The 25,684-nt window shown below is 68.5% G+C and carries 21 protein-coding genes and 1 pseudogene; 19 read left to right on the forward strand and 3 right to left on the reverse strand.

Annotated features, from left to right (window positions below; genetic code table 11):
• Positions 1 to 182 precede the first annotated feature (182 nt).
• Positions 183 to 2,054, reverse strand: a complete 1,872-nt coding sequence (locus HWX62_RS07105) for an ExeM/NucH family extracellular endonuclease (protein ID WP_175932339.1) — start codon at positions 2,052 to 2,054, stop codon at positions 183 to 185.
• Positions 2,055 to 2,260: 206 nt separating this feature from the next.
• Here HWX62_RS07105 and HWX62_RS07110 point away from each other — a divergent pair, with 206 nt between their 5' ends.
• The 9 genes from HWX62_RS07110 (at position 2,261) to HWX62_RS07150 (ending at position 9,258) form a co-directional block, all read left to right on the forward strand.
• Positions 2,261 to 2,614: a YciI family protein gene (locus HWX62_RS07110; RefSeq protein WP_059573772.1), complete on the forward strand. Its 354-nt coding sequence runs from the start codon at positions 2,261 to 2,263 to the stop codon at positions 2,612 to 2,614.
• A 127-nt stretch (positions 2,615 to 2,741) separates the two neighbouring features.
• Entirely contained in the window at positions 2,742 to 3,161 is a 420-nt protein-coding gene (locus HWX62_RS07115) for a YciI family protein (protein WP_175932340.1), read from the forward strand.
• Positions 3,162 to 3,187: 26 nt separating this feature from the next.
• Positions 3,188 to 3,604 (forward strand): VOC family protein, encoded by a 417-nt coding sequence (locus HWX62_RS07120; RefSeq protein ID WP_006482943.1) that lies wholly within the window; start codon positions 3,188 to 3,190, stop codon positions 3,602 to 3,604.
• Positions 3,601 to 4,869 carry an RNA polymerase sigma factor gene (locus tag HWX62_RS07125; RefSeq protein ID WP_175932341.1) on the forward strand — a complete coding sequence of 423 codons (1,269 nt, stop codon included), beginning with the start codon at positions 3,601 to 3,603 and terminating at the stop codon, positions 4,867 to 4,869. Before HWX62_RS07120 ends, HWX62_RS07125 begins: the two co-directional genes overlap by 4 nt.
• 216 nt (positions 4,870 to 5,085) lie before the next feature.
• Positions 5,086 to 5,508 carry a rubrerythrin family protein gene (locus HWX62_RS07130; RefSeq protein WP_006497294.1) on the forward strand — a complete coding sequence of 141 codons (423 nt, stop codon included), beginning with the start codon at positions 5,086 to 5,088 and terminating at the stop codon, positions 5,506 to 5,508.
• Between the two features lie 126 nt (positions 5,509 to 5,634).
• The gene (locus HWX62_RS07135) at positions 5,635 to 6,972 is read left to right on the forward strand and encodes a heterodisulfide reductase-related iron-sulfur binding cluster (protein ID WP_175932342.1); all 1,338 of its coding nucleotides are present in this window, start codon (positions 5,635 to 5,637) and stop codon (positions 6,970 to 6,972) included.
• Between the two features lie 30 nt (positions 6,973 to 7,002).
• A complete protein-coding gene (locus HWX62_RS07140; RefSeq protein WP_175932343.1) occupies positions 7,003 to 7,584 on the forward strand; it encodes a DUF3501 family protein in 582 nt (193 codons plus the stop codon).
• Between the two features lie 135 nt (positions 7,585 to 7,719).
• The gene (locus HWX62_RS07145; RefSeq protein ID WP_175932344.1) at positions 7,720 to 8,184 is read left to right on the forward strand and encodes a hypothetical protein; all 465 of its coding nucleotides are present in this window, start codon (positions 7,720 to 7,722) and stop codon (positions 8,182 to 8,184) included.
• A 129-nt stretch (positions 8,185 to 8,313) separates the two neighbouring features.
• Positions 8,314 to 9,258 carry a DUF6566 family protein gene (locus tag HWX62_RS07150; RefSeq protein WP_175932345.1) on the forward strand — a complete coding sequence of 315 codons (945 nt, stop codon included), beginning with the start codon at positions 8,314 to 8,316 and terminating at the stop codon, positions 9,256 to 9,258.
• A 121-nt stretch (positions 9,259 to 9,379) separates the two neighbouring features.
• Here HWX62_RS07150 and HWX62_RS07155 read toward each other — a convergent pair whose 3' ends face one another.
• Positions 9,380 to 10,921 carry a mannose-1-phosphate guanylyltransferase/mannose-6-phosphate isomerase gene (locus HWX62_RS07155; protein ID WP_175932346.1) on the reverse strand — a complete coding sequence of 514 codons (1,542 nt, stop codon included), beginning with the start codon at positions 10,919 to 10,921 and terminating at the stop codon, positions 9,380 to 9,382.
• A 431-nt stretch (positions 10,922 to 11,352) separates the two neighbouring features.
• Between HWX62_RS07155 and HWX62_RS07160 the strand changes: the two genes are divergently transcribed.
• From HWX62_RS07160 to HWX62_RS07205, 10 genes and pseudogenes are all read left to right on the forward strand, one after another.
• Positions 11,353 to 12,726 (forward strand): undecaprenyl-phosphate glucose phosphotransferase, encoded by a 1,374-nt coding sequence (locus HWX62_RS07160; protein ID WP_175932347.1) that lies wholly within the window; start codon positions 11,353 to 11,355, stop codon positions 12,724 to 12,726.
• 74 nt (positions 12,727 to 12,800) lie between these two features.
• Positions 12,801 to 14,213: a UDP-glucose/GDP-mannose dehydrogenase family protein gene (locus HWX62_RS07165; RefSeq protein WP_175932348.1), complete on the forward strand. Its 1,413-nt coding sequence runs from the start codon at positions 12,801 to 12,803 to the stop codon at positions 14,211 to 14,213.
• 30 nt (positions 14,214 to 14,243) lie between these two features.
• Complete coding sequence (locus HWX62_RS07170) at positions 14,244 to 14,687, forward strand: low molecular weight protein-tyrosine-phosphatase (protein WP_006482944.1); 444 nt, start codon at positions 14,244 to 14,246, stop codon at positions 14,685 to 14,687.
• Positions 14,681 to 15,859, forward strand: a complete 1,179-nt coding sequence (locus HWX62_RS07175; protein ID WP_006482941.1) for a polysaccharide biosynthesis/export family protein — start codon at positions 14,681 to 14,683, stop codon at positions 15,857 to 15,859. Before HWX62_RS07170 ends, HWX62_RS07175 begins: the two co-directional genes overlap by 7 nt.
• 50 nt (positions 15,860 to 15,909) lie before the next feature.
• A pseudogene (locus HWX62_RS07180) lies at positions 15,910 to 18,135 on the forward strand (polysaccharide biosynthesis tyrosine autokinase).
• Positions 18,136 to 18,197: 62 nt separating this feature from the next.
• Positions 18,198 to 19,157 (forward strand): glycosyltransferase, encoded by a 960-nt coding sequence (locus tag HWX62_RS07185; RefSeq protein WP_175932349.1) that lies wholly within the window; start codon positions 18,198 to 18,200, stop codon positions 19,155 to 19,157.
• Positions 19,158 to 19,200: 43 nt separating this feature from the next.
• Entirely contained in the window at positions 19,201 to 20,346 is a 1,146-nt protein-coding gene (locus tag HWX62_RS07190; RefSeq protein ID WP_175932350.1) for a glycosyltransferase family 4 protein, read from the forward strand.
• Positions 20,347 to 20,356: 10 nt separating this feature from the next.
• On the forward strand, positions 20,357 to 21,823 hold the full coding sequence (locus HWX62_RS07195) for a glucose-6-phosphate isomerase (protein WP_175932351.1): 1,467 nt from the start codon (positions 20,357 to 20,359) through the stop codon (positions 21,821 to 21,823).
• A complete protein-coding gene (locus HWX62_RS07200) occupies positions 21,820 to 23,004 on the forward strand; it encodes a glycosyltransferase family 4 protein (protein WP_175932352.1) in 1,185 nt (394 codons plus the stop codon). Before HWX62_RS07195 ends, HWX62_RS07200 begins: the two co-directional genes overlap by 4 nt.
• A complete protein-coding gene (locus tag HWX62_RS07205; RefSeq protein WP_175932353.1) occupies positions 23,004 to 24,170 on the forward strand; it encodes a glycosyltransferase family 4 protein in 1,167 nt (388 codons plus the stop codon). Before HWX62_RS07200 ends, HWX62_RS07205 begins: the two co-directional genes overlap by 1 nt.
• Before the next feature lie 240 nt (positions 24,171 to 24,410).
• Here the strand turns inward: HWX62_RS07205 and HWX62_RS07210 are convergent, their stop codons facing one another.
• Positions 24,411 to 25,646, reverse strand: coding sequence for an MFS transporter (locus tag HWX62_RS07210; RefSeq protein WP_175932354.1), 1,236 nt, complete (start codon positions 25,644 to 25,646; stop codon positions 24,411 to 24,413).
• Between the last annotated feature and the right edge of the window lie 38 nt (positions 25,647 to 25,684).

The following is a 25,684-nucleotide window of genomic DNA, read 5'->3' on the forward strand; positions in this document are numbered from 1 at the left end:
TCGTCGGCAGGATCGCCGGGAAGTCCCGTTGCGCGGGGCGGCGCAGCGGTTGAAAAAATTTCGCGTCTCGGGGCGGTACAGCATGTCGAGCAGCGGGTCGCAGTGAAGGTCCGGTCAATATGACGTCGCGACGGGCATCAGGTAAATAGTGCCGTTGCAGGTTGGATGCTGATGCAAATGCACTACTCGACGCCCGGTCGATGCGCACGATTCGTGCCCGATGCCGATTGCGTGGCGCCGCCGTCCAGCGCGACGTCGACGACGACGGGATCGTGGTCCGACGAGCGGTACGCGTCGGGTGCGTAATAAGCCGACCGTTGCGCGGCCGTTTTGTAATCGGGCACGGATTGCAAGGCGACCGGTTCGTCCGCGTTGATGTGCCAGAACTGCACGGCCCTCACGCGTGCCGCGAGCGGCCGCGTGGCAAGCGCATGGTCGAGATTGCCGGCTTCGCCGCGAAATACGTAGCTGTACGCAGCATCGCCGACGAAGCGTGCGACCAGGTTCGCGTAGCCGCGTGCTTCCAGCATGCGAATCGGGTCTTCCTTCGCATAACTGTTCAGATCGCCGATCAGCAGTACGCCGTCGGCCGCGATGCCCGTCGGCGCAGCGGCGAGCCAGTCGGCGAGGCGCGCGGCCGCGCGCGTGCGCGCCGCATTCCAGCAACCCTGTCCGTCGGACTGGTCGAGGTTGCCGCCGCTCGCATGCGGGCAGTTCTTCGACTTCAGGTGATTGACCGCGACCGTGAACGCGCGGGCGCCGCCGATGCGCCGGAACGTCTGCGCGAGCGGCGGCCGGTGCCGACGACCGAGTGAGACCGTGGCGGCGCGCCCGACCGGTTCGACCGTGCGGCTGTCGTACAGCAGCGCGACCGCGATCGCGTCGCGGCCCAGCCGCGCGGTGCCGGGATCGACCGCGCGCCAGCCGCCGCCGAGTTGCGTGGCGAGGCGACGGATGGCGCTCGCGTCGCCGTGGCCGTTGTTCGCGATTTCCATCAGCCCGATCACGTCGGCGCGCAGCGCGCGCAACGCCGCGACGAGCTTCGCTTCCTGTCGCGCGAACGCCGCGGGTGTCTTCGCGCCGCGGTTGGCCGGCGCGTCGAATCCGCCGTCATGGCCGTCACCGTTGAAATAGTTGAAGACGTTGAACGACACGACGCGCACGTCGGCATCGGGATGCCGGGCCGGTGCCGCTGTGCGCGGGTTCGTGGCGGTATCGAATACGGGCGCCGTGCCGGCCGCCGGTTGCAGCCGCCATGTGCCGTAGCGCCACTCGAGCACGCCTTCGACGTCGCGAACCGTGTAGCCCGCGCGCAGCGTGTTGGCGGCGCTCAGCGCGGGCGGCGGATAGCGGACGGTTGCGGGGTCGCGGCGGCTCGAACCGTCGTCGAGCACGATGCGGTTCAGTGCGTTGGCCGCGGCCTGCGCGGCAGCATCGCCCGGCAGCGCGACCTGGGTCGGCGTGCGCAGCCGGCCGTTGCTCAGCACGATGCTGCCGTAGCGCCCGAGTTCATGGGTATCGCTGACCGTCAGCGTTTGCGGCAGGCGTACGCGCATGGCTTCGTGCGCGGCCAGGACGGCCGGCGACGCGACCGGCAGCGTGAGCGTCGCCGGCGTGACCGTCTGCCCGCGTGCGCAAACGGCGACGTCGCTCGTCAGCGTGAATTGCGTCCGGCCGTATTTCTCGTCGACCTTGCCGGTCAGGCGCACGAGATCGCCGGGCGTCGCTCGCGCGTTCGGCGCATGGACGAACAAGCCTTCCGGGACGCCCGCCCGGCGTTGCCGCTGCGCGTCGGCCTGCTGGACGAAGAAGCCGCCCAGGCCGTCGGCGCCGCCGAACGCCGCGGTGACGACCGCTTCGATCGACGTCGTGCGCCCGGCGAGCGGCGACGGACCGCCGGCGCGCCGGATCTCGGCAATCGGCGTGGTTGCGCCGCCGCAGCCGTTGGCGACCGGCGGCGCGCCGGCAGCCGGCCGGGCGAGGAACGCCCTGGGCAGCATGACGGACAGCACGACGAACAGCACAACGGCAAACAGGGAGAGCGGGCGTGACATGAGACGGTCCACAGGATGAGAATCCGACAGTTCGGAGCCGCATCTTGAAGGCAAAATGTCAGGCTGCGGCGGAAATGGCCGTCCGGCCAGTGCCGATTGGCCAACGATGCGGCAAGCCGCTCCGCGGCTGTTACGCTTTCGCACCGGGCATCGTGTGCCGCTCGCCCGGCGCATCCCGCCGTGCCCCGTCCCCACAGGAGAGATTCATGTCTTACATGCTGTTGATTGTCGAACCGACCGAACAGCGCGCCGAGCGCACGCTCGACGAAGGTCAGGCGCTGTATGCGCGGATGGTCGAGTTCGCCGAGTCGCTGAAGGCGCGCGGCGTGCTGCGCGGCGTCGAGTCGCTGGAGCGGTCCGAGCGCGGCACGCGCGTGCAGGTGCGCGACGGCGAGACGCGGCTGCTCGACGGCCCGTTCGCCGAAGCGAAGGAGATGGTCGGCGGCTTCTTCCTGGTCGACGTGGACACGCGCGAAGAAGCGATCGAGATCGCGCGCCAGTGCCCGGCCGCGCAATGGTGCACGGTCGAGGTGCGCGCGGTCGGCCCGTGCTTCCTGTGAGCGTCGCGACTCGGTATTTACCCTGATTTGTCGTGGCGCGTGTCGATCCGGCCGTCTTTCGTCCGTCGTCCGGATAAGGCGCCGCACGACGGGCGCCGCCTTTCCACCGACGACAAGGAGTCAAACGATGCGATTCATGATCATGATCCGGGCAAACGCCGTCAGCGAATCCGACGCGTTGCCGGACAACCGGCTGGTCGAGGCCATGACGGTCTATCACGAGGAGCTGGCGAAAGCCGGCGTGCTGCTCGACGCCAACGGCCTGAGGCCGAGCGCCCAAGGCTGGCGCGTGCGCTACACGGGCGGCAAGGGCACGGTGATCGACGGCCCGTTCGCCGAAACGAAGGAGCTGATCGCCGGCTATACGCTGATCCAGGTGCGCTCGCGCGACGAGGCGCTGGAATGGACGCGCCGGTTTCCCGCGCCGTTCGGCGCCGAGCTCGATTGCGAGATCGAGGTGCGGCCGCTGTTCGAGCTCGACGACCTCACGCCGAGCGACGCGGTCGAGCGGTTCCGCGAGCTGCACGTCGGCCGCGGCCACGCCTGAATCCAACCTCACCGGGAGCACCCGTCATGCACAAGATGGTTTTCATCAACCTGCCGGTAGCCGACCTGCCGCGCGCGAAGACGTTCTACCAGGCGCTCGGCTTCGAGGTCGTGCCGGCCTATACCAACGAGCAGGCCGCCTGTATCAAGATCAGCGACACGATCTTCGCGATGCTGCTCGTGCGGCCGTTTTTCCAGACCTTCACCGACAAGACCATCATCGATCCGGCGACGCACATCCAGGTGCTGTCGTGCCTGTCGTGCGACAGCCGCGCCGAAGTCGACGGGCTCGTCGCGAAGGCGCTGGCCGCCGGCGGGGCCGCGCCGCAGGCGCCGCGCGAATACCCGAACATGTACGGCCACGGGTTCACCGACCCGGACGGCCATACATGGGAACTGATGGCCATGCCGCTCGATGCGTCCGCCCAGGGGCAGGCGTCGTGACGCATGAGGCGACGCATCGTGCGATCGAAGCGGTCTGGCGAATCGAGGCGCCGAAGATCATCGCGCGCGCCGCGCGCGTGGTGCGCGACGTCGGCGTGGCCGAGGAGCTGGCGCAGGACACGCTCGTCGCGGCGCTCGAGCACTGGCCCGTCGACGGCGTGCCCGACAACCCGGCCGCCTGGCTGATGACGGCCGTGAAGCGTCGCGCGCTCGACCGGGTCCGGCAGGAGTCGCTGCATGCGGCGAAGCGCGACCAGCTCGGTCACGAGATGGACGCGCTCGAAGCGCACGTCGTCCCCGACATCGCGGACGCGCTCGCCGACGCGCGCGACGACGACATCGGCGACGACCTGCTGCGGCTGATCTTCACGTCGTGCCACCCGGTGCTGTCGACCGACGCGCGCGTCGCGCTGACGCTGCGGCTGCTCGGCGGGCTGACGACGGGCGAGATCGCGCGCGCGTTCCTGACGCCCGAGCCGACGATCGCGCAGCGGATCGTGCGCGCGAAGCGCACGCTCGCGGCCGCGCACGTGCCGTTCGAGGTGCCGGCTGCCGATGCGCGGCCCGCGCGGCTCGCCTCGGTGCTCGAAGTGATCTATCTCGTGTTCAACGAAGGCCATGCGGCGACGGCGGGCGACGACTGGATGCGTCCGGCGCTGTGCGACGAGGCGTTGCGGCTCGGCCGCGTGCTGGCCGGGCTCGCGCCGGACGAAAGCGAAGTGCTCGGGCTCGTCGCGCTGATGGAGCTGCAGGCGTCGCGCATGCATGCGCGCGTGGATGCGCAGGGCCGGCCCGTGCTGCTGCTCGACCAGGACCGCAGCCGCTGGGATCCGCTGCTGATCCGGCGCGGCCTCGCGGCGCTGGAACGCGCGACGAAGCTCGGCGGCGTGCGCGGGCCGTATGCGCTGCAGGCCGCGCTCGCCGCGTGCCACGCGCGTGCGCGGCAGGCGGCGGACACCGACTGGGCGCAGATCGTCGCGCTGTACGACGCGCTCGCCGAAGTCGCGCCGTCGCCGGTCGTCGAGCTCAATCGCGCGGTGGCGGTGGGGATGGCGTTCGGGCCGGCCGCGGCGCTCGAACTCGTCGACGTGCTGCGCGACGATCCGGCGCTCGCGCGCTATCACTGGCTGCCGAGCGTGCGCGGCGATCTGCTCGCGAAGCTCGGCCGCGCCGACGAGGCGAAGCTGGAGTTCCGCCGCGCGGCCGAACTGACGCGCAACGAGCGTGAGCGCGAATTGCTGCTCAAGCGCGCGATGGATGCGTGACGCCGCGGGAACATGCGGCGGCATGCAGCGGCCGTCTTCCCGGCCATCCGGCGCGCCGCCCGACGCTATCGCCCGCATTGAAAAAGCCTATTGGGTGATGCGAACGCGAGCGCCTAGATTGAAGAGCACGATGCGCGCCCGGCGCATGCATCGTTCCCCACATATCTGATCGGCCCGGCGTCGCACGCGGCCGCGCCGACTCGAACGGAGGCGCAAATGGCTCAACTCAAGGGCAGCAAGACCGAAGAGAACCTGAAGGCCGCATTCGCGGGCGAATCGCAGGCGAATCGGCGCTATCTGTATTTCGCTTCGAAGGCCGACGTCGAGGGGCAGAACGACGTCGCCGCGCTGTTCCGCTCGACCGCCGAAGGCGAAACCGGCCATGCGCACGGCCATCTGGAATACCTGGAAGCGGTCGGCGATCCGGCCACCGGCTTGCCGTTCGGCTCGTCGCGGCTGAATCTCGAATCGGCGATCGCCGGCGAAACGCACGAATACACCGACATGTATCCGGGCATGGCGAAGACCGCGCGCGACGAAGGTTTCGACGAAATCGCGAACTGGTTCGAGACGCTCGCGAAGGCCGAACGCAGCCACGCGAACCGCTACACGAAGGCGCTGGACAGTCTCGTCGACTGACGGGCCGCCCGCCGCGGGCCGCGCGGCGTCGCCGTGCGACCGGCACGCGGCCGGCGGTTCGTTCATCGCCGCCCGCACCGCGCGGGCGGTGCGCTTGCGCACATGCGCGCCACGCGGGAGCGCCCCATGCCCCACCAGGAAGGCAGTCTCGAAGCCCCGACCCGGCATCCGCTCGACTGGCAGTCCGAAGCGTTCTACGACCAGGCCGCGATCGACGCGGAAATGACGCGCGTATTCGACATCTGCGCCGGCTGCCGGCGCTGCGTGTCGCTGTGCGGCGCGTTTCCGGCGCTGTTCGACCTCGTCGACGACACGCCGATGGGCGACATCGAGGAAGTGCCGAAGGCCGCGTTCGGCAAGGTCGTCGACCAGTGCTATCTGTGCGACCTCTGCTACATGACGAAATGCCCGTACGTGCCGCCGCACGCATGGAACGTCGACTTCCCGCACCTGATGCTGCGTGCCAAGGCCGCGCGTTACAAACGCGGCGAAGCGCCGCTGCGCGACAAGGTGCTGTCGAATACCGATGCGCTCGGTCATTTCGCGGGCATTCCGGTCGTCACGCAGACGATCAACGCGGTGAACCGGACGCCGCCCGCGCGCCACGCGCTCGAAGCGGCGCTCGGCGTCGATCGCCGCGCGTGGCTGCCGGAATTCGCGCCGCGCACGTTCCGGCGTGCCGCCAGGCGCTCGGACGATCCGCCCGTGCGCGACGGCGAACGCACGCCCGGCAAGGTCGCGATCTACGCGACGTGCTACGTGAATTTCAACGAGCCGGGGATCGGCCATGACCTGCTCGCGATCCTCGCGCACAACGAGATCCCGTACGAACTCGTCACGCGCGAGGCGTGCTGCGGGATGCCGCTGCTCGAGCAGGGCAATCTCGACGGCGTCGCCGCGAAGCGGGCCGTCAACATCCCGGTGCTCGAGCGTTATGCGCGCGAAGGCTATGCGCTGATCGGCGCGATTCCGAGCTGCGTGCTGATGTACAAGAGCGAGCTGCCGCTGATGTTCCCCGGCGACGCAGCCGTGCGCGCGGTGGCCGATGCGTTCTGGGACCCGTTCGAATACGTGATCGCGCGGCATCGCGACGGGCTGCTGAAGACCGATTTCAAGTCCGGCCTCGGCACCGTGTCGTATCACGTGCCGTGCCATGCGCGCGTGCAGAACATCGGCCGCAAGACGGCCGACGTTCTGTCGCTCGTGCCGGAGACCCGCGTGAACGTCGTCGAGCGCTGCTCGGGCCACGCGGGCACGTTCGGCGTGAAGAAGGCATTTCATGCGGACGCGATGCGGATCGGCGCGCCCGTGTTCAAGGCGATGGCCGAGCCGCGGCCGGACGTCGTGTCGTCCGACTGCGCGCTCGCCGGCCATCACATCGCGCAGGGCATCGACGAGAACGGCTTGCCGCAGGCGCCGCTCGCACATCCGCTGACGCTGCTGCGCCGCGCGTACGGCATCTGAGGCGCTGGCGGCCATCCACGAGGACTTCCCATGACGCTGACCCGCGACTCCCTGCTGACGCTCGAAGCGTACGCGAAGATCCGCAAGGCCGAACACGCGCGGCTCGTGGCATACAAGCGGCGCCGCGCGGTGGCGCTCGGCAACCATCTGCGGTTCCTGTTCGAGGACGAGACGACGATTCGCTACCAGATCCAGGAGATGCTGCACATCGAGAAGATTTTCGACGAGGCCGGCATCGAAGCGGAACTCGACGCGTATCTGCCGCTGGTGCCCGACGGCACCAACCTGAAGGCGACGATGCAGATCGAGTACGAGCATGAAGCCGAACGGCGCGCGGCGCTCGCACGGCTGATCGGTGTCGAGGATCGCGTGTACCTGCAGGTCGACGGGCACGCGCGCGTCTACGCGATCGCCGACGAGGACCTCGAGCGCGACAACGCCGACAAGACGTCGGCCGTGCACTTCGTCCGCTTCGAGTTCGATGCGCCGATGCGCGCGGCGCTCAAGGGCGGGGCGGCGCTGTCGATCGGCTGCGATCACCCGGCCTATGCGATGCCGCCGCAGCGCGTCGACGCGGACGTGACCGCATCGCTCGCCCGCGATCTGCGCTAACGCCGCCGCCGCGGGCCGCGGCCGCGCACGTCGGCTTATTCCATTCGGTTCCGACCCGAAACACGCGCGCCGCACGGCGTGCGGCGCGGCCGCCTGCCGGTCGCCGCGAAGATGTAACAAGCGTGACGGATTTGCATGCGGGGACACATCGGGCGCGATGCGTCAGCGTGTTTTCATTACTCGCCGAGAAACAATAAAGAGATTGTGCATGAAGATAATTTGATTCAAGGCAAATTGAATGATTTACCGATTCGTGAATGTCTTGTTACGAATTTTTCCCTGATTTACCGATTTCGGGAGACAGTCCCCGGCGAGGTGCCGGCAGGCGCCGAAATCGCCCGAAAAAGCCGGTTTCCACGCATTCTTCAGACGCTGCGGAGCCCCGCCGGACGGGCCTTTGCAGCCGTCGGCATAAAGATCCCGCAAAAAAATTCAAGCGTAAATGGATTGCTCGCCCATGGCAGGTTGTTTCAGTGCGTAACATTAAGTCATTGTCATATTGAGATAAACCCTAAGGATGGTATGCTTCGTGCACAAAAATTCCCACATTGGAGTGAGACCGCGATTTGTGCGCCATTGCCGGGAATCGCGGCACCGTGAAAGTGCGGTGTCGCCCGGTATGCACAACGCCGGATAACCATAATGTGCAACCTGGCCGCCCCGCGACGCGATGTGTCGCGACGGCGCCGCCAATCGCAGCCCCGGCCTGGCTGCGTGGAGAGATCGACTATGTTCTTCGATGAGCTTAACGATGAAGAGTGGTTTCGCCTTTCAGCGCTGATCGCCGATGAACCGATCCGGCTGAACCGTCGTGGGCGTCCACGCGCCGAACCGCGCGTCGTCGCCAACGCGGTGCTCTGGATCCTCACGACCGGGGAAGCCTGGTCAAAGCTGCCCGGCCGCTATCCGTCGGGGCCGACGTGCCGTCGCCGCTACGAAGAATGGCTCGCGAACGGCACGCTGCTGAAGATGATCGACGTGCTGACCCAGTTCAGCGGGCGCACGTTCGCGTATATTCCGCCGCCGCCGGAGGCGGTCGTGCCGGCTCGGCGCGCGGAGCCCGCGCCCGACAACGACCGTCTGCGCGGCGTGTTCTGGCAGAACCCCGAGTCGTGGCAATTGCCGGTTGCGCAGGCAAACGTTTGGCAGGGCGAAGGTGCGTCGTCGTTGAGCGCGATGCGGGACGACCAGGTGGATGGCCGCTCCGGCGTGCCGTTCACGGTGCCCGGCGCGCCGGCCGCGGAGTTGCGCCATGCCCGGCCGTCGTCGGCGAGCTTCGCCGCGGCCGAGCCGCAGATCGACGAGTATCGCGGCTATACGATCAGCGGCATCGCGCAGCCGGTGCAGAACCTGATGTATCGCGCGTGGGCCGAGATCTCGCAGGACGACCGGCGCGTCGAACGGTCGGGCCTGATCGGCCCGCGTTTCACCGATGCCGAGGAAGCCGAACAGTACGCGCTCGACTGGGCGCGCCAGTGGATCGATCGCCACGGTGCGAGCGACGCGCCGGCGCGCGAGCCGCAAGGCGAAGTGCTGGCCGGCTTGTCGGCGCTGGCGCGCGCGGAATCGGACATCAAGCGCTTCATCGCCGAGCGCCGCGCGGGCGCGTTGTCGGAAAGCCGCAACGATCCCGTGCAGTCGGAGCGTCGCGAATACGCGTACCGCGTGGGTTGATCGTCTTTGCCGTGCAACGCGCGGGCCGTCGTGTGCCACGACACCCGCGCGGAACCGCAGTGTCTGCCTGTCTGCCTCGCCCGGGCGCCGCCGTCGAAGCGGCGCCCTTCGGTGCATGGCGTTACTGTCGGCCGTAGGTATCGTCGAAGCGGACGATGTCGTCCTCGCCGAGATACGCGCCCGACTGCACCTCGATCAGTTCGAGCGGCATCTTGCCCGGGTTCTCCAGGCGATGCGAGACGCCGAGCGGAATGTACGTCGATTCGTTTTCGGACAGCAGGAACGTTTCGTCGCCGCGCGTGATGCGCGCGGTGCCGCGCACGACGATCCAGTGTTCGGCGCGATGGTGGTGCATTTGCAGCGACAGTTGCGCGCCCGGCTTCACGACGATGCGTTTCACCTGGAAGCGCTCGCCCATGTCGACCGAGTCGTAGTGGCCCCACGGACGATGCACCTTGCGGTGATCGGTCGCTTCCGTGCCCTGTCGCGCCTTGATGTGCGCGACGATCTTCTTCACGTCCTGCACGCGCGATTTGTCCGCGACGAGCACCGCGTCGGGCGTTTCGACGACGACCAGGTTCTGCGTGCCGACGCACGCGACGAGCCGGCTTTCCGAATGCGCGAACGTCGAGTCGGCGCCTTCGAACAGCACGTGGCCGCGGCCGACGTTTCCGGCGTCGTCCTTCGGCGAGATCTGCCAGATCGCATCCCACGAGCCGACGTCCGACCAGCCCGCGTCGAGCGGCACGACGACGCTCTCGCACAGTTGCGGCTGGCTCGCGAGCGGCTCCATCACCGCGTAGTCGATCGAGTTCGACGGCGACGCGGCGAAAGCGTCGCGATCGACGCGGAAGAAATCGCCGTCGTCCCGGCCCTGTGCGACGGCCTGCTCGCAGGCCGCATGGATCGCCGGTTCGAGCTGCCGGATCGCCTTCAGCCAGACCGACGCGCGCACGATGAAGATCCCGCTGTTCCACCAGTATTCGCCCGATGCGACGTACTGCTGCGCGAGTTCGAGGTGCGGCTTCTCGACGAAACGGTCGAGGCGGCGTACGTCGAGGGCGCCCGTTCCGGCGTCGCCGAGCGGGGCGCCGACGCGGATGTAGCCGTAGCCGGTTTCCGCGCGCGTGGGCACGATGCCCATCGTCGCGATCTTGCCTTGCGCCGCGCACTGCACGCCGGCCGCGACGGCCGCGTGAAAGCGCGGCAGGTCGGCGACCGCATGGTCGGCCGGCATCACGGTCATCACCGCGTCGTTGCCGTTCGCGACGAGCCGCAGCGCGGCGAGCGTCAGCGCGGGCGCGGTGTCGCGGCCGAGCGGCTCGAGCATGATGGTCGCCCGCTTGGCCGTCAGGCGCAGTTGTTCGGCGGTCGTGAAGCGGTGATCCTCGCCGCACACGATCAGCACGTCGTCGTTCAGCGGGTGGTCGGCCGTCAGGCCATCGAGGCGCAGCGCAGTGGACTGCAGCAGCGAATGCTCGCCGAGCAGGCCGATCAGCTGCTTCGGAAAACGCTCGCGCGACATCGGCCACAGGCGCGTGCCGGAACCGCCGGCGAGAATCACGGGCTGCACGGCCAGACGTGTGCCGGCGGTGGGCGTACCGGCGGCCGGTGCGGCGGAAGAGGAATGGCGCGTTTCGGCGACCACTGCCGGAGCATTCATGATGACACTCTCCACGGTTGAAGTCAGTGCCTGTCGTTGTAGCATGAAGTAAATCGACAATAAAACCGGACCCAATGCCGGATATCCGTCGCGCATTCGTCCGGCAGAATTTTCAGCGCCCGCATCGGCCGACAATAAAAAAGTAAAAAATAATTCCGGTCGTCGGTCGGACACGACCGCCCATCAAGGGTAAGCGGAAGGCGTAAGGAAGCCGAAAAAATCCCCGTTCCCGCCCGATTCGGGAAAACCTGCCGATTTAAATAAAAAAGATCGCGGCAAGAATTTCCGATTATTTTTCGAAATACTTGTGCGCTTGAGGCGGAATTTTCTTGTCGCTTCAATAGCGTCATGCAACGTTTGATTCGAATGTGCGGCACGGGCTGCACAAGGCGCTGTTCGGCAAACGCCTGTTCAAAGAAGAGGAAACAGACATGTTGAGCGTGCTGGCGAGAGTCATCGATATCGCGATGGTCGTGACGGGCGCGTTGATCGCGGCCGCGCTGCACGACGGCAGCATCGGGCTCAGCGACCTGCAGCGCACGACGGTGCTGTTCGACTGCCTGCTGGTCGTCGTGTTCTTTCCGGCCGTCGGCATCTACCAGTCGTGGCGCGGCAAGCGTCTCGTCGGGCTGGTGGTCCGCGTGGCGTTCGCGTGGCTCGTGGTGGAGCTCGCGGGCATCCTGCTGAGCTTCAGCTTTCACCAGTCGGGCGACCTGTCGCGGCTCTGGCTGGGTTACTGGGCGCTCGTGACGATGGCGCTGCTCGCCGGCTCGAAGGCCTGCGTGCACGTGGTGCTGCGGCAGTTGCGCCGCGGCGGGTACAACCTGAAGGCGGTCGCGATCGTCGGCGGCACGCCGGCGGCGCGGCGGCTGATCGCGCAGATGCGGGCGCGGCCGGAAGCCGGCTTCAACCCGGTGTGCGTGTACGACGAAAGCGAGGCGCCGGGCGAAGTCGCGCTCGACGACGTGCGCATCGAGCGGCAGTTCGACTCGCTGGTGTGGCTGGTGCGCAGTCGTGCGATCAGCGAGCTGTGGCTCACGCTGCCGATCACGGAGGAGCGCCGGATTCACCAGATCGTGACGGTGTTCCGCCACGACTTCGTGAACATCCGCTTCATTCCGGACGTGCGCACGCTGTCGTTCTTCAACCAGGAAGTGGTCGAGGTGCTCGGCGTGCCGGCGATCAACCTCGCGGCGTCGCCGATTACCGACGTGCGGATCCTGCCGAAGTTCGTGTTCGACCGGCTGTTCGCGCTGGCGGCGCTCACCGCGCTCGCGCCGGTGATGGTGCTGATCGCGGTCCTGATCAAGCTGACCTCGCGCGGGCCGGTGTTCTTTCGGCAGAAGCGCAAGGGCATCGACGGGCACGAGTTCGAGATCTACAAGTTTCGCTCGATGAAGGTGCACCAGGAAGTGGCCGGGCAGGTCACGCAGGCGACGAAGAACGACGCGCGCGTGACGCCGGTCGGCCGGTTCCTGCGCCGCACGAGCCTCGACGAGTTGCCGCAGTTCATCAACGTGCTGAAGGGCGAGATGTCGGTGGTGGGCCCGCGCCCGCATGCGCTCGCGCACGACGACATCTACAAGGATCTGGTCAAGGGCTACATGTTCCGCTACCGGATCAAGCCCGGCATCACCGGGTGGGCGCAGATCAACGGCTATCGCGGCGAGACCGACCAGATCGAGAAGATGATGGGCCGCGTGAAGCTCGACCTGTACTACATGCAGAACTGGTCGTTCTGGCTCGACATCAAGATCGTCGTGCTGACGCTGTGGAAAGGCTTCACCGGCAGCAACGCGTACTGACACCGACGCGCCGCGTCGCGCAGGCATTCCGGTTTTCCGAATTTCGAATCATTGGTCAAGGGGTCCGACACATCATGAATCTGACTATCATCGGCAGCGGTTACGTAGGGCTCGTCACCGGCGCCTGTCTCGCCGACATCGGGCACGACGTGTTCTGTCTCGACGTCGACCAGGCAAAGATCGACATCCTGAACGCCGGCGGCGTGCCGATCCACGAGCCGGGCCTGAAGGAAGTCATCGCGCGCAACCGCTCGGCCGGCCGCCTGCGCTTCTCGACCGACGTCGAGGCCGCGGTCGCGCACGGCGACGTGCAGTTCATCGCGGTCGGCACGCCGCCCGACGAGGACGGCTCGGCCGACCTCCAGTACGTGCTCGCGGCGGCGCGCAACATCGGCCGCTACATGACGGGCTTCAAGGTGATCGTCGACAAGTCGACGGTGCCGGTCGGCACGGCCGAGCGCGTGCGCGCGGCGGTCGCCGAGGAGCTCGCGAAGCGCGGCGGCGACCAGATGTTCTCGGTCGTGTCGAACCCGGAATTCCTGAAGGAAGGCGCGGCCGTCGACGATTTCACGCGGCCGGACCGCATCGTGATCGGCTGCGACGACGACGTGCCGGGCGAGCGCGCCCGCGAGCTGATGAAGAAGCTCTACGCACCGTTCAACCGCAATCACGAGCGCACGCTGTACATGGACGTGCGCTCGGCCGAGTTCACGAAATACGCGGCGAACGCGATGCTCGCGACGCGCATCTCGTTCATGAACGAGCTGGCGAACCTCGCCGACCGCTTCGGCGCCGACATCGAGGCCGTGCGCCGCGGGATCGGCTCCGACCCGCGCATCGGCTACCACTTCCTGTACGCGGGTTGCGGCTACGGCGGCTCGTGCTTCCCGAAGGACGTCGAGGCGCTGATCCGCACGGCCGACGAGCACGGCCAGTCGCTGCAGATCCTGAAGGCCGTGTCGTCGGTCAACGCGACGCAAAAGCGCGTGCTCGCCGAGAAGATCGTCGCGCGCTTCGGCGAGGACCTGTCCGGCCGCACGTTCGCGCTGTGGGGGCTCGCGTTCAAGCCGAACACGGACGACATGCGCGAGGCGCCGAGCCGCGAGCTGATCGCCGAGCTGCTGTCGCGCGGCGCGCGCGTCGCGGCGTACGACCCGGTCGCGCAGCAGGAAGCGCGTCGCGTGCTCGCGCTCGATCTCGCCGATCACCCGAGCTGGCTCGAGCGCCTGACGTTCGTCGACGACGAGGCGCAGGCCGCGCGCGACGCCGACGCGCTCGTGATCGTCACCGAATGGAAGGCGTTCAAGAGCCCCGATTTCGTCGCGCTCGGCCGCCTGTGGAAGTCGCCCGTGATCTTCGACGGCCGCAACCTGTACGAGCCGGAGACGATGAGCGAGCAGGGCATCGAGTACCACCCGATCGGCCGGCCGGGCTCGCGCCAGGCGGTCGCCGCTCGCGTGCCGGGCGCCGCGCGCGCCAGCGCGTAACCCGTTTTCCGTCACTCGTTACGAGACGCCATGTTCCGGAACATCCTGATCGTCTGCCACGCGAACGTCTGCCGCAGCCCGGCGGCGGAAATGCTGTTCAAGTCGCACGCCGCGTCGCGCGGCGGCCCGCGTCCGACATTCCATTCGGCCGGCGTCCACGCGAACGACGGCGACGGCATCGATCCGGTGATGCGGCAACTGCTCGCCGAGCGGGGCGTCGATGCGACGACCCATCGCTCGCGGCGGCTGTCGCGCCGGATCGTGCGCGACGCCGACCTGATTCTCGTCAGCGAGCGCCGACAGATCGCGGCCGTCGAGGCGGTCGATCCGTTCGCGCGCGGCAAGGTTCACCTGCTCGGCAAGTGGGAAGGGGCCGAGATTGCGGACCCGCATGGCGGCCCCGAGGCCGACTACCGCGAGAGCTACTCACTGATCGAACGTCTGGTTCAAGGATGGCTACAGAAACTATGCTGAAACGCCCGATGCGCCCGGTGGCGCTTGCCGTCGCGCTGACGACTTTCCTGTCGGCCTGTGCGACCGCGCCCGGCAACTACCTCGATTCGTCGAACCTGAAGGACGAAGGCCGGCAGGAAGCGGCCGAAACCTATCCGGTTCATTACATCGACGCCAAAGTGGTGATGGACCAGCTGCAGAAAGCGCAGGTCGACCATCCGCTGCCGCCGGGACGTTACACCGATCCGTCGCAGTACACGTATCGCGTCGGCCCGCAGGACATCCTCGGCGTCACCGTGTGGGATCACCCGGAACTGACGACGCCGCAGGGCCAGTCGTTCTCGAGCGGCGGCAACACGACGCAATCGGTCGCGGGCGCGTTGCAGCAGCCGTATACGACCGCGCTGCCGGGCCAGGCCGATCCGTACGGCCAGACGGTCGCCGCCGACGGCACGATCTTCTTCCCGTTCGTCGGCCGCATCCGCGTGGCGGGCAAGACGGTCGCGCAGATCCGCGACGAGATGGCGTCCAGCCTCGCGCGCTACGTGAAGAATCCGCAGCTCGACGTGCGCGTGCTGTCGTTCCGCAGCCAGAAGGTGCAGGTGACGGGCGAGGTGAAGCAGCCGGGCCCGCTCGCGGTGAGCGACGTGCCGCTCACGCTCGTCGACGCGATCTCGCGCTCGGGCGGCTCGACCGCCGAGGCCGACCTGCAGCGCGTGCGCCTGACGCGCGACGGCAAGCTGTACACGCTCGATGCGAACGGCGTGCTCGATCGCGGCGAAGTGAAGCAGAACGTGATGCTGCAGCCGGGCGACATCGTCAACGTGCCGGATCGCAGCGACAGCCGCGTGTTCATCATGGGCGAGGTCAAGACGCCGGTCACGGTGCCGATGCTCAAGGGCAGGCTGACCATCGCCGATGCGCTCACCGCGGGCGGCGGGATCCTCGACACCGACGCGAACCCGCGCAAGATCTACGTGATGCGCGGAATGCGCGACAACCCGACGAAGCCTGAAGTGTTCCGTCTCGACATGACGCAGCCCGATGCGCTGATGCTGTCGAGCCGCTTCCCGCTTCAACCGCTCGACGTCGTCTACGTCAGCACGGCCAGCTCGGTGCAGTTCAACCGCGTGCTGCAGCAGGTGCTGCCGACGATCCAGACGATCTTCTACATGCGGCAAATCACGCGCTGATAGCCCGCCGGGGCGGCGTCCGCCCCCCGGCACCACTCAAGCGGGAACGAATGGTGAACACGCAAGCGAAACACTCCTACGCGGACCTGGCCGCGAAAACCGAGGAAGAGGACGTCGTTCTCGGCCAGTTGCTCCAGGTCATCATGGACGACATCTGGCTGCTGCTCGGCATCGCGGTGATGGTGGTCGCGCTCGCCGGCCTCTACTGCTTCGTCGCGAAGCCGGTCTACCAGGCGGACGTGCACGTGCGGGTCGAGGGCAACGACAACACGACGCAGGCGCTCACGCAGACGCAGACGGGCGCGATGATCAACAGCGGGCCGCAGCAGGCGCCGACCGATGCGGAAATCGAGATCATCAAGAGCCGCGGCGTCGTCGCGCCGGTCGTCGACCAGTTCAAGCTGAACTTCTCGGTCGCGCCGAAGACGCTGCCGTTGATCGGCAGCCTCGCCGCGCGCCTCGCGACGCCCGGCGAGCCGGCACGGCCGTGGCTCGGCCTGAAGTCGTATGCGTGGGGCGGCGAAATCGCCGACGTCGACTCGATCAGCGTCGTGCCGGCGCTCGAGGGCAAGAAGCTGACGTTGACGGCCGGCCCGAACGGCACCTATTCGCTGGTCGACGAGAACGGCACGCGGCTGCTGGCCGGCCGCGTCGGCGAGTCGGCGCAGGGCGGCGGCGTGACGCTGCTCGTGCAGAAGCTCGTCGCGCGACCCGGCACGCAGTTCACGGTGGTCCGATACAACGATCTCGACGCGATCACCGGCTTTCAGGCGGGCATCTAGGTGACCGAGCAGGGCAAGCAGACGGGCGTCGTGCAGATCTCGCTCGAAGGCAAGGACCCGGACCAGACGGCCGCGATCGCGAACGCGCTCGCGCAGTCGTACCTGAACCAGCACGTGGTCGCGAAGCAGGCCGAAGCGACCAAGATGCTCGACTTCCTGAAGGGCGAGGAGCCGCGCCTGAAGGCCGACCTCGAACGCGCGGAAGCCGCGCTGACGCAGTATCAGCGCACGTCGGGCTCGATCAACGCGAGCGACGAGGCGAAGGTCTATCTCGAAGGCAGCGTGCAGTACGAGCAGCAGATCGCCGCGCAGCGCCTGCAGCTCGCGTCGCTCGCGCAGCGCTTCACCGATTCGCACCCGATGGTGATCGCCGCGAAGCAGCAGCTCGCCGAGCTGCAGGGCGAGAAGGACAAGTTCAGCAACCGCTTCCGCAGCCTGCCGGCAACCGAGGTGAAGGCCGTCCAGCTGCAGCGCGACGCGAAGGTCGCCGAGGACATCTACGTGCTGCTGCTGAACCGCGTGCAGGAACTGTCGGTGCAGAAGGCCGGCACGGGCGGCAACATCCACCTAGTCGATTCGGCGCTGCGTCCGGGCGCGCCGGTCAAGCCGAAGAAGGTGCTGATCCTGTCGGCCGCCGTGTTCCTCGGGCTGATCCTCGGCACGGGCATCGTGTTCCTGCGCCGCAACTTGTTCCAGGGCATCGAGGATCCGGACCGCATCGAGCGCGCGTTCAACCTGCCGCTGTACGGGCTGGTGCCGCAAAGCGCCGAGCAGGTGAAGCTCGACGCGGCGGCGGAGAAGGGCGGCAGCCGCGCGCGGCCGATCCTCGCGAGCCTGCGTCCGAAGGACCTGAGCGTCGAAAGCATGCGCAGCCTGCGTACCGCGATGCAGTTCGCGATGATGGATGCGAAGAACCGCGTGATCGTGCTGACCGGCCCGACGCCGGGCATCGGCAAGAGCTTCCTGACGGTGAACCTCGCGGTGCTGCTCGCGCATTCGGGCAAGCGCGTGCTGCTGATCGACGCCGACATGCGTCGCGGGATGCTCGATCGCTACTTCGGCCTCACCGTGCAGCCGGGCCTGTCCGAGCTGCTGAGCGATCAGTCGCCGCTCGAGGAAGCGATCCGCGAGACGCCGGTGCAGGGCCTGTCGTTCATCGCGGCCGGCACGCGTCCGCCGAACCCGTCGGAGCTGCTGATGTCGACGCGCCTGCCGCAATACCTCGAAGGGCTCGGCAAGCGCTACGACGTGGTGCTGATCGATTCGCCGCCGGTGCTGGCGGTGACCGACGCGACCATCATCGGCCGCATGGCCGGCTCGACGTTCCTCGTGCTGCGCTCGGGCATGCACACCGAAGGCGAGATCGCCGATGCGATCAAGCGCCTGCGCACCGCGGGCGTCGATCTGGAAGGCGGGATCTTCAACGGCGTGCCGCCGAAGGCGCGCGGCTACGGCCGCGGCTATGCGGCCGTGCACGAATACCTGAGCGCTTGACCGCATTGCACGACACCGGGCCGGCGCGAGCGGCGCCTGCCCGGCCGACTGGAGAACCCTCGATGAAAATTTCCGTGCTCGTTCCGACTTACCGGCGCCCCGCCGACCTCGCGCGCTGCCTGCTGGCGCTGCAGCGGCAGCAGCGGCTGCCCGACGAGGTGATCGTCGTCGCGCGCCCGGAGGACGACGCCACGCACGAACGGCTCGCCGATCCGGCGGTCGGCGGCGCGCTGCCGCTGCGCATCGTGCCGGTCGACGTGCCGGGGCAGGTGGCCGCGCTGAACAAGGGGCTCGACTCGGCGAACGGCGACATCGTCGCGATCACCGACGACGATGCGGCGCCGCGTCCCGACTGGCTCGCGCGCATCGAGGCCGTATTCCGGGCCGACGCGCGCGTCGGCGCGGTCGGCGGACGCGACTGGGTGCACGAGAAAGGCCGCGTGCTGGACGAATCGAGAGAGCGGGTGGGCCAGCTCACGCTGTCCGGCAAGATCGTCGGCAACCATCATCTCGGCGTCGGCGGCGCGCGCGAAGTCGACATGCTCAAGGGCGCGAACATGAGCTACCGGCGCGCCGCGATCGAGCGGCTGCGCTTCGATACGCGGCTGCGCGGCGCGGGCGCGCAAGTGCACAACGACATGGGCTTCAGCATGCACGTGCGGCGCGAAGGCTGGAAGCTCGTCTACGACCCGGCGATCGCCGTCGATCACTTCCCGGCCGAGCGCTTCGACGACGACCGGCGCGATGCCGCGTCGCTGAACGCGATCAGCAACGGCGCGTACAACCTGCATCTGATCCTGCGCGAGCATCTGCCGCCGCTGCGGCGCGAGATCGCGTGGTGGTGGTGGACGCTGGTCGGTACGCGCGTCTATCCCGGCTTCGCGCACGTGCTGCTGTCGCTGCCTGGCGCCCGGCGCGAGCGTGTGCTCGCGCACTGGCGCGCGGTGCGCCGCGGCGCGCGCGATGCGCGCCGCACGAATCTCGCCCCCCACCGTGCGGCGATGCCGCCGGTGACGTCTTGAACGGCCCGCGCGCACCGCGCGCGGCCACCTCCGGAGGGCTCGCATGACGACCAAGGCTGCAACGAAAGTCCACGTCCATCTGTTCTACGGCGCCGATCCGCGTACCTACCGGAAAGGCGACGATATCGGCTGCCTGTACGGCTATCACCATGCCGAATCCGACGAATTCCGGCTGACCTATTCGCAGGACGCCGGCGAGAACCGTGTCGTGAGCGTCGCGCGCCGCGCGCTGAAGGCCGCGCTCGGCTTCGATATCGTGCATGCGTGGCGCAACCGCGCGGCGCTGCTCGATACCGACGTGATCTGGACGCACACCGAGCAGGAGCATCTGGCCGCCGCGCTGATCCTGAAGCTCGCCGGCGCGCAGGGCAAGCGTCCGCTGCTGCTCGCGCAGAGCGTGTGGCTGTTCGACAAGTGGGGCAGCTTCGGCGGCCCGCGCCGCTGGCTGTACCGCAAGCTGCTCGCGCGCGCAGACGCCCTGACCACGCTGGCCCGCGACAACGCCGACCTGTGCCGCCGCACCCTCGGGCGCGAGGCCGAGTTCGTCTATTACGGGCTGAACACGAAGGATTTCCCGCCGGTCGAGCCGCAGCAATGGAAACCGAACCGGCCGCTGCGGATCGCGGCGATCGGCAACGACCGCGACCGCGACTGGCGCACGTTCCTCGCCGCGTTCGGCGGGGACGAACGCTACGACGTGCGGCTCGCGACGCGCCGCCGCGTGCCGCGCGAATGGCACGCGCCGAACGTGAAGATCGGCCCGGCGGCGGGGCTCGCGAAGCAGCACGAGCTGTACGCGTGGGCCGACGTGATCGTCGTGCCGCTGCGACCGAATTTTCACGCGTCGGGCATCACCGTGATGCTCGAGGCGGCGGCCGTCGGCAAGCCGATGATCGTGTCCGACGTGGGTGGCCTGAGCGACTATTTCCCGCACGATACGGCCGCCTACGTGCCGGCGTTCGACGCGCAGGCGATGCGTCAGGCCGCCGACCGTTTCGTCGCCGACCCGGCGGCGGCGCTCGACTGCGCGCGGGCGGCCGCCGCGTGCCTGCGCGAGCGCGACCTGACCACGCAGGCGTTCGCCGAGCAGCACGTGCGGATCACGCGCGACATGCTGCGCCGGCGCCGCACGCCCGCGTCGGCCGGCGTCGCGATGCCGCTCGCGGATTCGAGCGCGTCGTCGCAGTGAGTGCGGATCGATGAGCACGATTGCCGCCGAGCGCGCGCCGTCGCGCGCCCGCAGCTGGTTCGCCGAGCCGAAGCACTGGGCCGGGCAGGCCGGGCTGTGGACGTTTACCGCCGCGCTGATCGCCATCCACCAGGGCAAGGTGCTGACGCTCGCGTTCCCGGTGCTGGCGATCGGGGTGGGCATCTGGCTGTATTTCAAGAGCCCGGCGCGCTATGTCGGCTTCATGTGGTGGGTGTGGTTCCTGAGCCCGGAAGTGCGGCGCCTGGCCGACTGGTCGAAGGGCGCGTTCACGCCGACGAGCCTGATCCAGGTCGCGCCGCTCGCGGTGACGATGATCGCCGGCTTCGGGCTGATCAGGCATTACCGCGTGCTCGCGCAGCGGCGCGGCATCCCCGTGCTGCTGATGCTGTTCGGGCTCGTGTACGCGTACCTCGTCGGCATCGTGTCGAGCGGCGTGATGGCCGCGACCTACGATCTCGCGAACTGGCTGTACCCGATCCTGATCGGCTTTCACATCATGGTGAACGCGCGCGACTATCCCGAGTATCGCGACGTGCTGCTGTCCACGTTCATGTGGGGCATGCTCGTGATGGGCCTGTACGGCGTCGTGCAGTATTTCGTGATGCCGCAGTGGGACGTGCTGTGGATGGTCGGCTCGCAGATGGGCTCGCAGGGCGAGCCGGTGCCGTACGGCGTGCGCGTGTTCAGCACGATGAATTCGTCCGGACCGTTCGCGTTCGCGATGATGGGCGCGCTGGTGTTCGTGCTGGTCGCGCCGCAGAAGATCCGCTGGTTCGCGGGCGCCGCCGGTTTCGTGTCGTTCGCGCTGTGTCTCGTGCGCTCGACGTGGGGCGGCTGGGTGATCGCGCTCGCGATCCAGCTCGTGCAATCGAGCAACCGCGTACGGATGCGGATCCTGATCAGCGGCGTCGTGCTGGTCGGGCTGTGCGTGCCGCTCCTGACCGTCGGGCCGGTGGCCGACCGCCTCGGCCAGCGCCTGCAGTCGATCACGAACCTGAAGGACGACCGCAGTTACGACGACCGCAACAAGTTCTACGCGACCTTCGCGCAGACGGCGTTCACCGACGTCGCCGGCGAAGGGATGGGCGCGACCGGCGCGTCCACGAAGCTGTCGAGCGACAGCGGCGAGCTCGGCAAGTACGGCAGCTTCGACAGCGGCGTGATGAACGTGCCGTTCGTGCTCGGCTGGCCGGGCACGCTGCTGTATCTCGCCGGCGTCGTGATGCTGTTCGGCCGCACGCTGCGCGCGGCGTTCAAGCTGCGCCAGGACAAGTTCGTCGGCGCGTGCCTGAGCCTGTGCCTGTCGACCTTCGCGATGCTCGTGTTCACGAACTCGCTGATCGGCACCGGCGGCCTGCTGATGTTCACGGCCATTTTTTCGATACTTGCCGCGGCGCACTGGCAGAAGGCGCAACGCCTGCTGGCCGCCGCGCGTTCACGGGGAGGCGACCATTGAGAATCGCGATCGTCACGCACGTCGTGCGACATAACGACGGGCAGGGCCGCGTCAATTACGAAATCGCGCGCGCGGCGCTGGCCGAACACTACGAGGTCACGCTGGTCGCGTCGCATGTCGCGCCCGAGCTGCTGGCCGACCCGCGCGTGCGCTGGGTGCCGGTGAAGGTCGGCGGCTTCTGGCCGTCGAATCTCGTCAAGCAGCAGGTGTTCGCGCTGAAGAGCGCGGCCTGGCTGCGCGCGCACCGCGGCGAATACGACGTGCTGCACGTGAACGGCTTCATCTCGTGGATCAAGGCCGACGTCAATACCGCGCACTTCGTGCACGGCGGCTGGTTCAAGAGTCCGTACTATCCGTTCGGGCCCACGAAGGGGCTGTGGTCGGCTTACCAGTACGTCTACACACGCGTGAATACCGCGCTCGAGCGCTGGGCGTACAAGCGTTCGCGCGCGATCACCGCCGTGTCGCAGAAGGTGGCCGACGAGATCGCCGGGCTCGGCATCGACAGCCGCAAGATCAGCGTGATCTACAACGGCGTCGACGGCAGCGCGTTCGCGGCCGCGCAGGCCGATCGCGCGGCGTTCAAGCTGCCGGACGACGCGTTCCTGCTGCTGTTCGTCGGCGATCTCCGCACGCCGCGCAAGAATCTCGGCACCGTGCTCAAGGCGCTGACGAAGCTGCCCGCGAACGTGCATCTGGCGGTGGCCGGCTATCTGCCCGGCAGCCCGTATCCCGAGGAGGCGCGTGCGCTCGACATCGATTCGCGCGTGCATTTCCTCGGTCTCGTGAAGAACATGCCGACGCTGATGCGCTCGGTCGACGCGTATGTGTTCCCGTCGCGCTACGAAGCGATGAGCCTGTCGCTGCTGGAGGCGATGGCGGCCGGGCTGCCGGTCGTCACCGCGCGCACGGCGGGCGGCGCGGAAATCATCACGCGCGAATGCGGGATCGTGCTGGAGGACCCGGACGATCCGGCCGCGCTCGCGCAGGCGATCGACGCGCTCGCGGCGTCGCGCGACACCTGCCGCGCGATGGGCGACGCGGCCCGCGAACTGATGACCCGTTTCGGCTGGGCGCACATGGGCGCCCAGTACGTCGCGCTTTACCGGCGCATCGGCCAACCCACGCAGCCGTCCGCGTTCGAGCGGGTCGAGCATGCAATCACGCAGGAGCAACCGTGATGTCCCCATCTTCCCGGCCGATCAAATCGTTGCAGATCGGCATGCACTGGTTTCCCGAACGCGCGGGCGGCCTCGACCGGATGTACTACTCGCTCGTCGGCGCGCTGCCCGGCGCGGGCGTCGAGGTGCGCGGGCTCGTGGCCGGCTCGCCGAAGGTCGCCGACGACACGGGCGGCGCGATCCAGGGCTTCGGGCCCGCGTCGCAGCCGCTCGCGCGCCGGATGCTCGCAGCGCGACGCGCGCTGCGCGACGAGATCCGCAGCGAGCGGCCGGACGTGATTTCGTCGCACTTCGCGCTGTATACGTTCCCGGGGCTCGACGTGACGCGCGGGATTCCGCAGGTGTCGCACTTCCAGGGGCCGTGGGCCGACGAAAGCCAGGTCGAGGGCGCCGCGTCGCTCGGGCAGCGCGCGAAGCGCTATCTCGAACAGGCCGTCTATACGCGCTCGTCGCGGCTGATCGTGCTGTCGCAGGCATTCGGCCAGATCCTGACGAACCGCTACGGAATCGATCCGTCGCGCGTGCGCGTGATTCCCGGCTGCGTCGATACCGCGCAGTTCGACACGCCGCTCACGCCCGCCGAGGCGCGGCACAAGCTGCAACTGCCGCAGGACCGGCCGATCGTGCTGGCCGTGCGCCGGCTCGTGCGGCGCATGGGGCTCGAGGACCTGATCGACGCGATCGGCCTCGTCAAGCGCCGCCACCCGGACGTGCTGCTGCTGATCGCCGGCAAGGGCAAGATCGGCGAGGAGCTGCAGCAGCGCATCGACGACGCCGGGCTGCAGGACAACGTGAAACTGCTCGGCTTCGTGCCCGACCACCATCTCGCGGCGCTGTACCGCGCGGCGACGGTCAGCGTCGTGCCGACGGTCGCGCTGGAAGGCTTCGGGCTGATCACGGTCGAATCGCTGGCGTCCGGCACGCCGGTGCTGGTCACGCCGGTCGGCGGGCTGCCGGAGGCGGTCGCCGGGTTGTCGAACGATCTCGTGCTGCCGTCGACGGGCGCGGATGCAATCGCCGAAGGGCTCGGCGGCGCACTGTCCGGCGCGATCGCGCTACCCGACGAGGCCGCGTGCAAGCGCTATGCGCGCGATCATTTCGACAATGCGGTGATCGCGCGGCGCGTGGCCGGCGTCTACGAAGAGGCGATCCGGGCGGCCGGCTGAGCGCCTGCGGCGCGCACCTCGCGCGCCGGACCGAAGCGGGACCGAAGCGGAACCGAAGCGGGACCGAAGCGGGACCGAAGCGGAACCGAAGCGGAACCGAAGCGGAACCGAAGCGGAACCGAAGCGGAACCGAAGCGGAACCGAAAGCCGGACCGGCACGCGTGCGTGGCCGGTTCGCGTGCCGGCCGCCCGCCGAGGGCGGGCCGGCTTTTCCCGTTGGGTCCTCACGTCCAATGCGCACTACGTGCGCCGCAGCGTCGCGGCCCATACGCCGAGCGCGGCCACGCTCACTCCCGCGCCGAGCACGCAGACGCCCGTCCATCCGGCGCGTGCATACATCATCGTCGACGCAATCGCACCGAGCCCGCTGCCGGCCGAATAGAACAGCATGTAGCAGCCGACGAGGCGCGCCTGCGCGTCGGGCCGCGCGCCGAGAATCATGCTCTGGTTGACGACGTGCACGGCTTGCCCGCCGACGTCGAGCAGCACGATGCCGACGATCAGCAGCGCAATCGACGTATCGCCGAACGCGAGCGGCAGCCACGAGCACGCGAGCAGTGCGAGCGCGGCGCCGGTCGTCGCTTCGCCGCGCCCGCGATCGGCGAGCCGGCCCGCGCGGGCGGCCGCCGCCGCACCGAGTGCGCCGACGAGGCCGAATGCGCCGATCTGCGTGTGCGACATCGCGTGCGGGGGCGCGCTCAGCGGCAGCACGAGCGCGCTCCAGAAGATGCTGAACGCCGCGAACATCAACAGCGCGATCGCGCCGCGCACGCGCAGCACGCGTTCGTCGCGCAGCAGCGACACCATCGAGCGCAGCAGCGCCGCGTAACCGATGCGTTCGCGCGGTTCGCGCATATCCGGCAGCAGCCGCGACAGCGCGACCAGCATCGCGATCGCGAGCGCGCCCGACACGAGATAGACGGCCCGCCACCCCGCGAGGTCGGTGACGACACCGGCCAGCGAGCGTGCGGCCAGCAGCCCGACCACGACGCCGCCCTGCGCGGCGCCCACCACGCGCCCGCGTTCGCCTGCGCCGGCGAGGGCGGCCGAGCATGCGATCAGCCCTTGCGTCATCGCGGTGCCGAGCAGCCCGACCGCGACCATTCCGGCCAGCAGCGCGACGCGTGTCGACGCCGCGGCCACGCCGATGCACGCCGCCGCCAGCAGCAGAAGCTGCACGGCGATCAGACGCCTGCGGTCCAGCAGGTCGCCGAGCGGCACGACGAACAGCAGCGCGAGCGCGCAGCCGAGCTGCGTCGCCGTGATGACGCCGCCGACCGCAGCCTGCGACACGCCGAAATCCCGTGCGATCGAATCGAGCAGCGGCTGCGCGTAGTAGACGTTCGCGACGCTCGCCGCGCAGCAGACGGCCAGCAATGCGACGCGCGCCGACGACAGGCGGCCGTCGTCGGCGGGATCGATCGCATCGGCTGACGCATCCGATGCAACGGTGCCGGAATGACAGGATGATTCCATGGCTTCCTCACGCAATGCAGTTGCAATTTGAAACTGGA

This window comes from Burkholderia sp. BCC0506, assembly GCF_902833145.1.
GTDB lineage: Bacteria > Pseudomonadota > Gammaproteobacteria > Burkholderiales > Burkholderiaceae > Burkholderia.

Excerpts from the sequence above, each read along its gene's own strand:
- HWX62_RS07105 (WP_175932339.1), bottom strand. The coding sequence starts at position 2,054 with ATGTCACGCCCGCTCTCCCTGTTTGCCGTTGTGCTGTTCGTCGTGCTG.
- HWX62_RS07110 (WP_059573772.1), top strand. The coding sequence starts at position 2,261 with ATGTCTTACATGCTGTTGATTGTCGAACCGACCGAACAGCGCGCCGAG.
- HWX62_RS07115 (WP_175932340.1), top strand. The coding sequence starts at position 2,742 with ATGCGATTCATGATCATGATCCGGGCAAACGCCGTCAGCGAATCCGAC.
- HWX62_RS07120 (WP_006482943.1), top strand. The coding sequence starts at position 3,188 with ATGCACAAGATGGTTTTCATCAACCTGCCGGTAGCCGACCTGCCGCGC.
- HWX62_RS07130 (WP_006497294.1), top strand. The coding sequence starts at position 5,086 with ATGGCTCAACTCAAGGGCAGCAAGACCGAAGAGAACCTGAAGGCCGCA.
- HWX62_RS07135 (WP_175932342.1), top strand. The coding sequence starts at position 5,635 with ATGCCCCACCAGGAAGGCAGTCTCGAAGCCCCGACCCGGCATCCGCTC.
- HWX62_RS07140 (WP_175932343.1), top strand. The coding sequence starts at position 7,003 with ATGACGCTGACCCGCGACTCCCTGCTGACGCTCGAAGCGTACGCGAAG.
- HWX62_RS07145 (WP_175932344.1), top strand. The coding sequence starts at position 7,720 with ATGCGGGGACACATCGGGCGCGATGCGTCAGCGTGTTTTCATTACTCG.
- HWX62_RS07150 (WP_175932345.1), top strand. The coding sequence starts at position 8,314 with ATGTTCTTCGATGAGCTTAACGATGAAGAGTGGTTTCGCCTTTCAGCG.
- HWX62_RS07155 (WP_175932346.1), bottom strand. The coding sequence starts at position 10,921 with ATGAATGCTCCGGCAGTGGTCGCCGAAACGCGCCATTCCTCTTCCGCC.
- HWX62_RS07160 (WP_175932347.1), top strand. The coding sequence starts at position 11,353 with ATGTTGAGCGTGCTGGCGAGAGTCATCGATATCGCGATGGTCGTGACG.
- HWX62_RS07165 (WP_175932348.1), top strand. The coding sequence starts at position 12,801 with ATGAATCTGACTATCATCGGCAGCGGTTACGTAGGGCTCGTCACCGGC.
- HWX62_RS07170 (WP_006482944.1), top strand. The coding sequence starts at position 14,244 with ATGTTCCGGAACATCCTGATCGTCTGCCACGCGAACGTCTGCCGCAGC.
- HWX62_RS07175 (WP_006482941.1), top strand. The coding sequence starts at position 14,681 with ATGCTGAAACGCCCGATGCGCCCGGTGGCGCTTGCCGTCGCGCTGACG.
- HWX62_RS07185 (WP_175932349.1), top strand. The coding sequence starts at position 18,198 with ATGAAAATTTCCGTGCTCGTTCCGACTTACCGGCGCCCCGCCGACCTC.
- HWX62_RS07190 (WP_175932350.1), top strand. The coding sequence starts at position 19,201 with ATGACGACCAAGGCTGCAACGAAAGTCCACGTCCATCTGTTCTACGGC.
- HWX62_RS07195 (WP_175932351.1), top strand. The coding sequence starts at position 20,357 with ATGAGCACGATTGCCGCCGAGCGCGCGCCGTCGCGCGCCCGCAGCTGG.
- HWX62_RS07205 (WP_175932353.1), top strand. The coding sequence starts at position 23,004 with ATGTCCCCATCTTCCCGGCCGATCAAATCGTTGCAGATCGGCATGCAC.
- HWX62_RS07210 (WP_175932354.1), bottom strand. The coding sequence starts at position 25,646 with ATGGAATCATCCTGTCATTCCGGCACCGTTGCATCGGATGCGTCAGCC.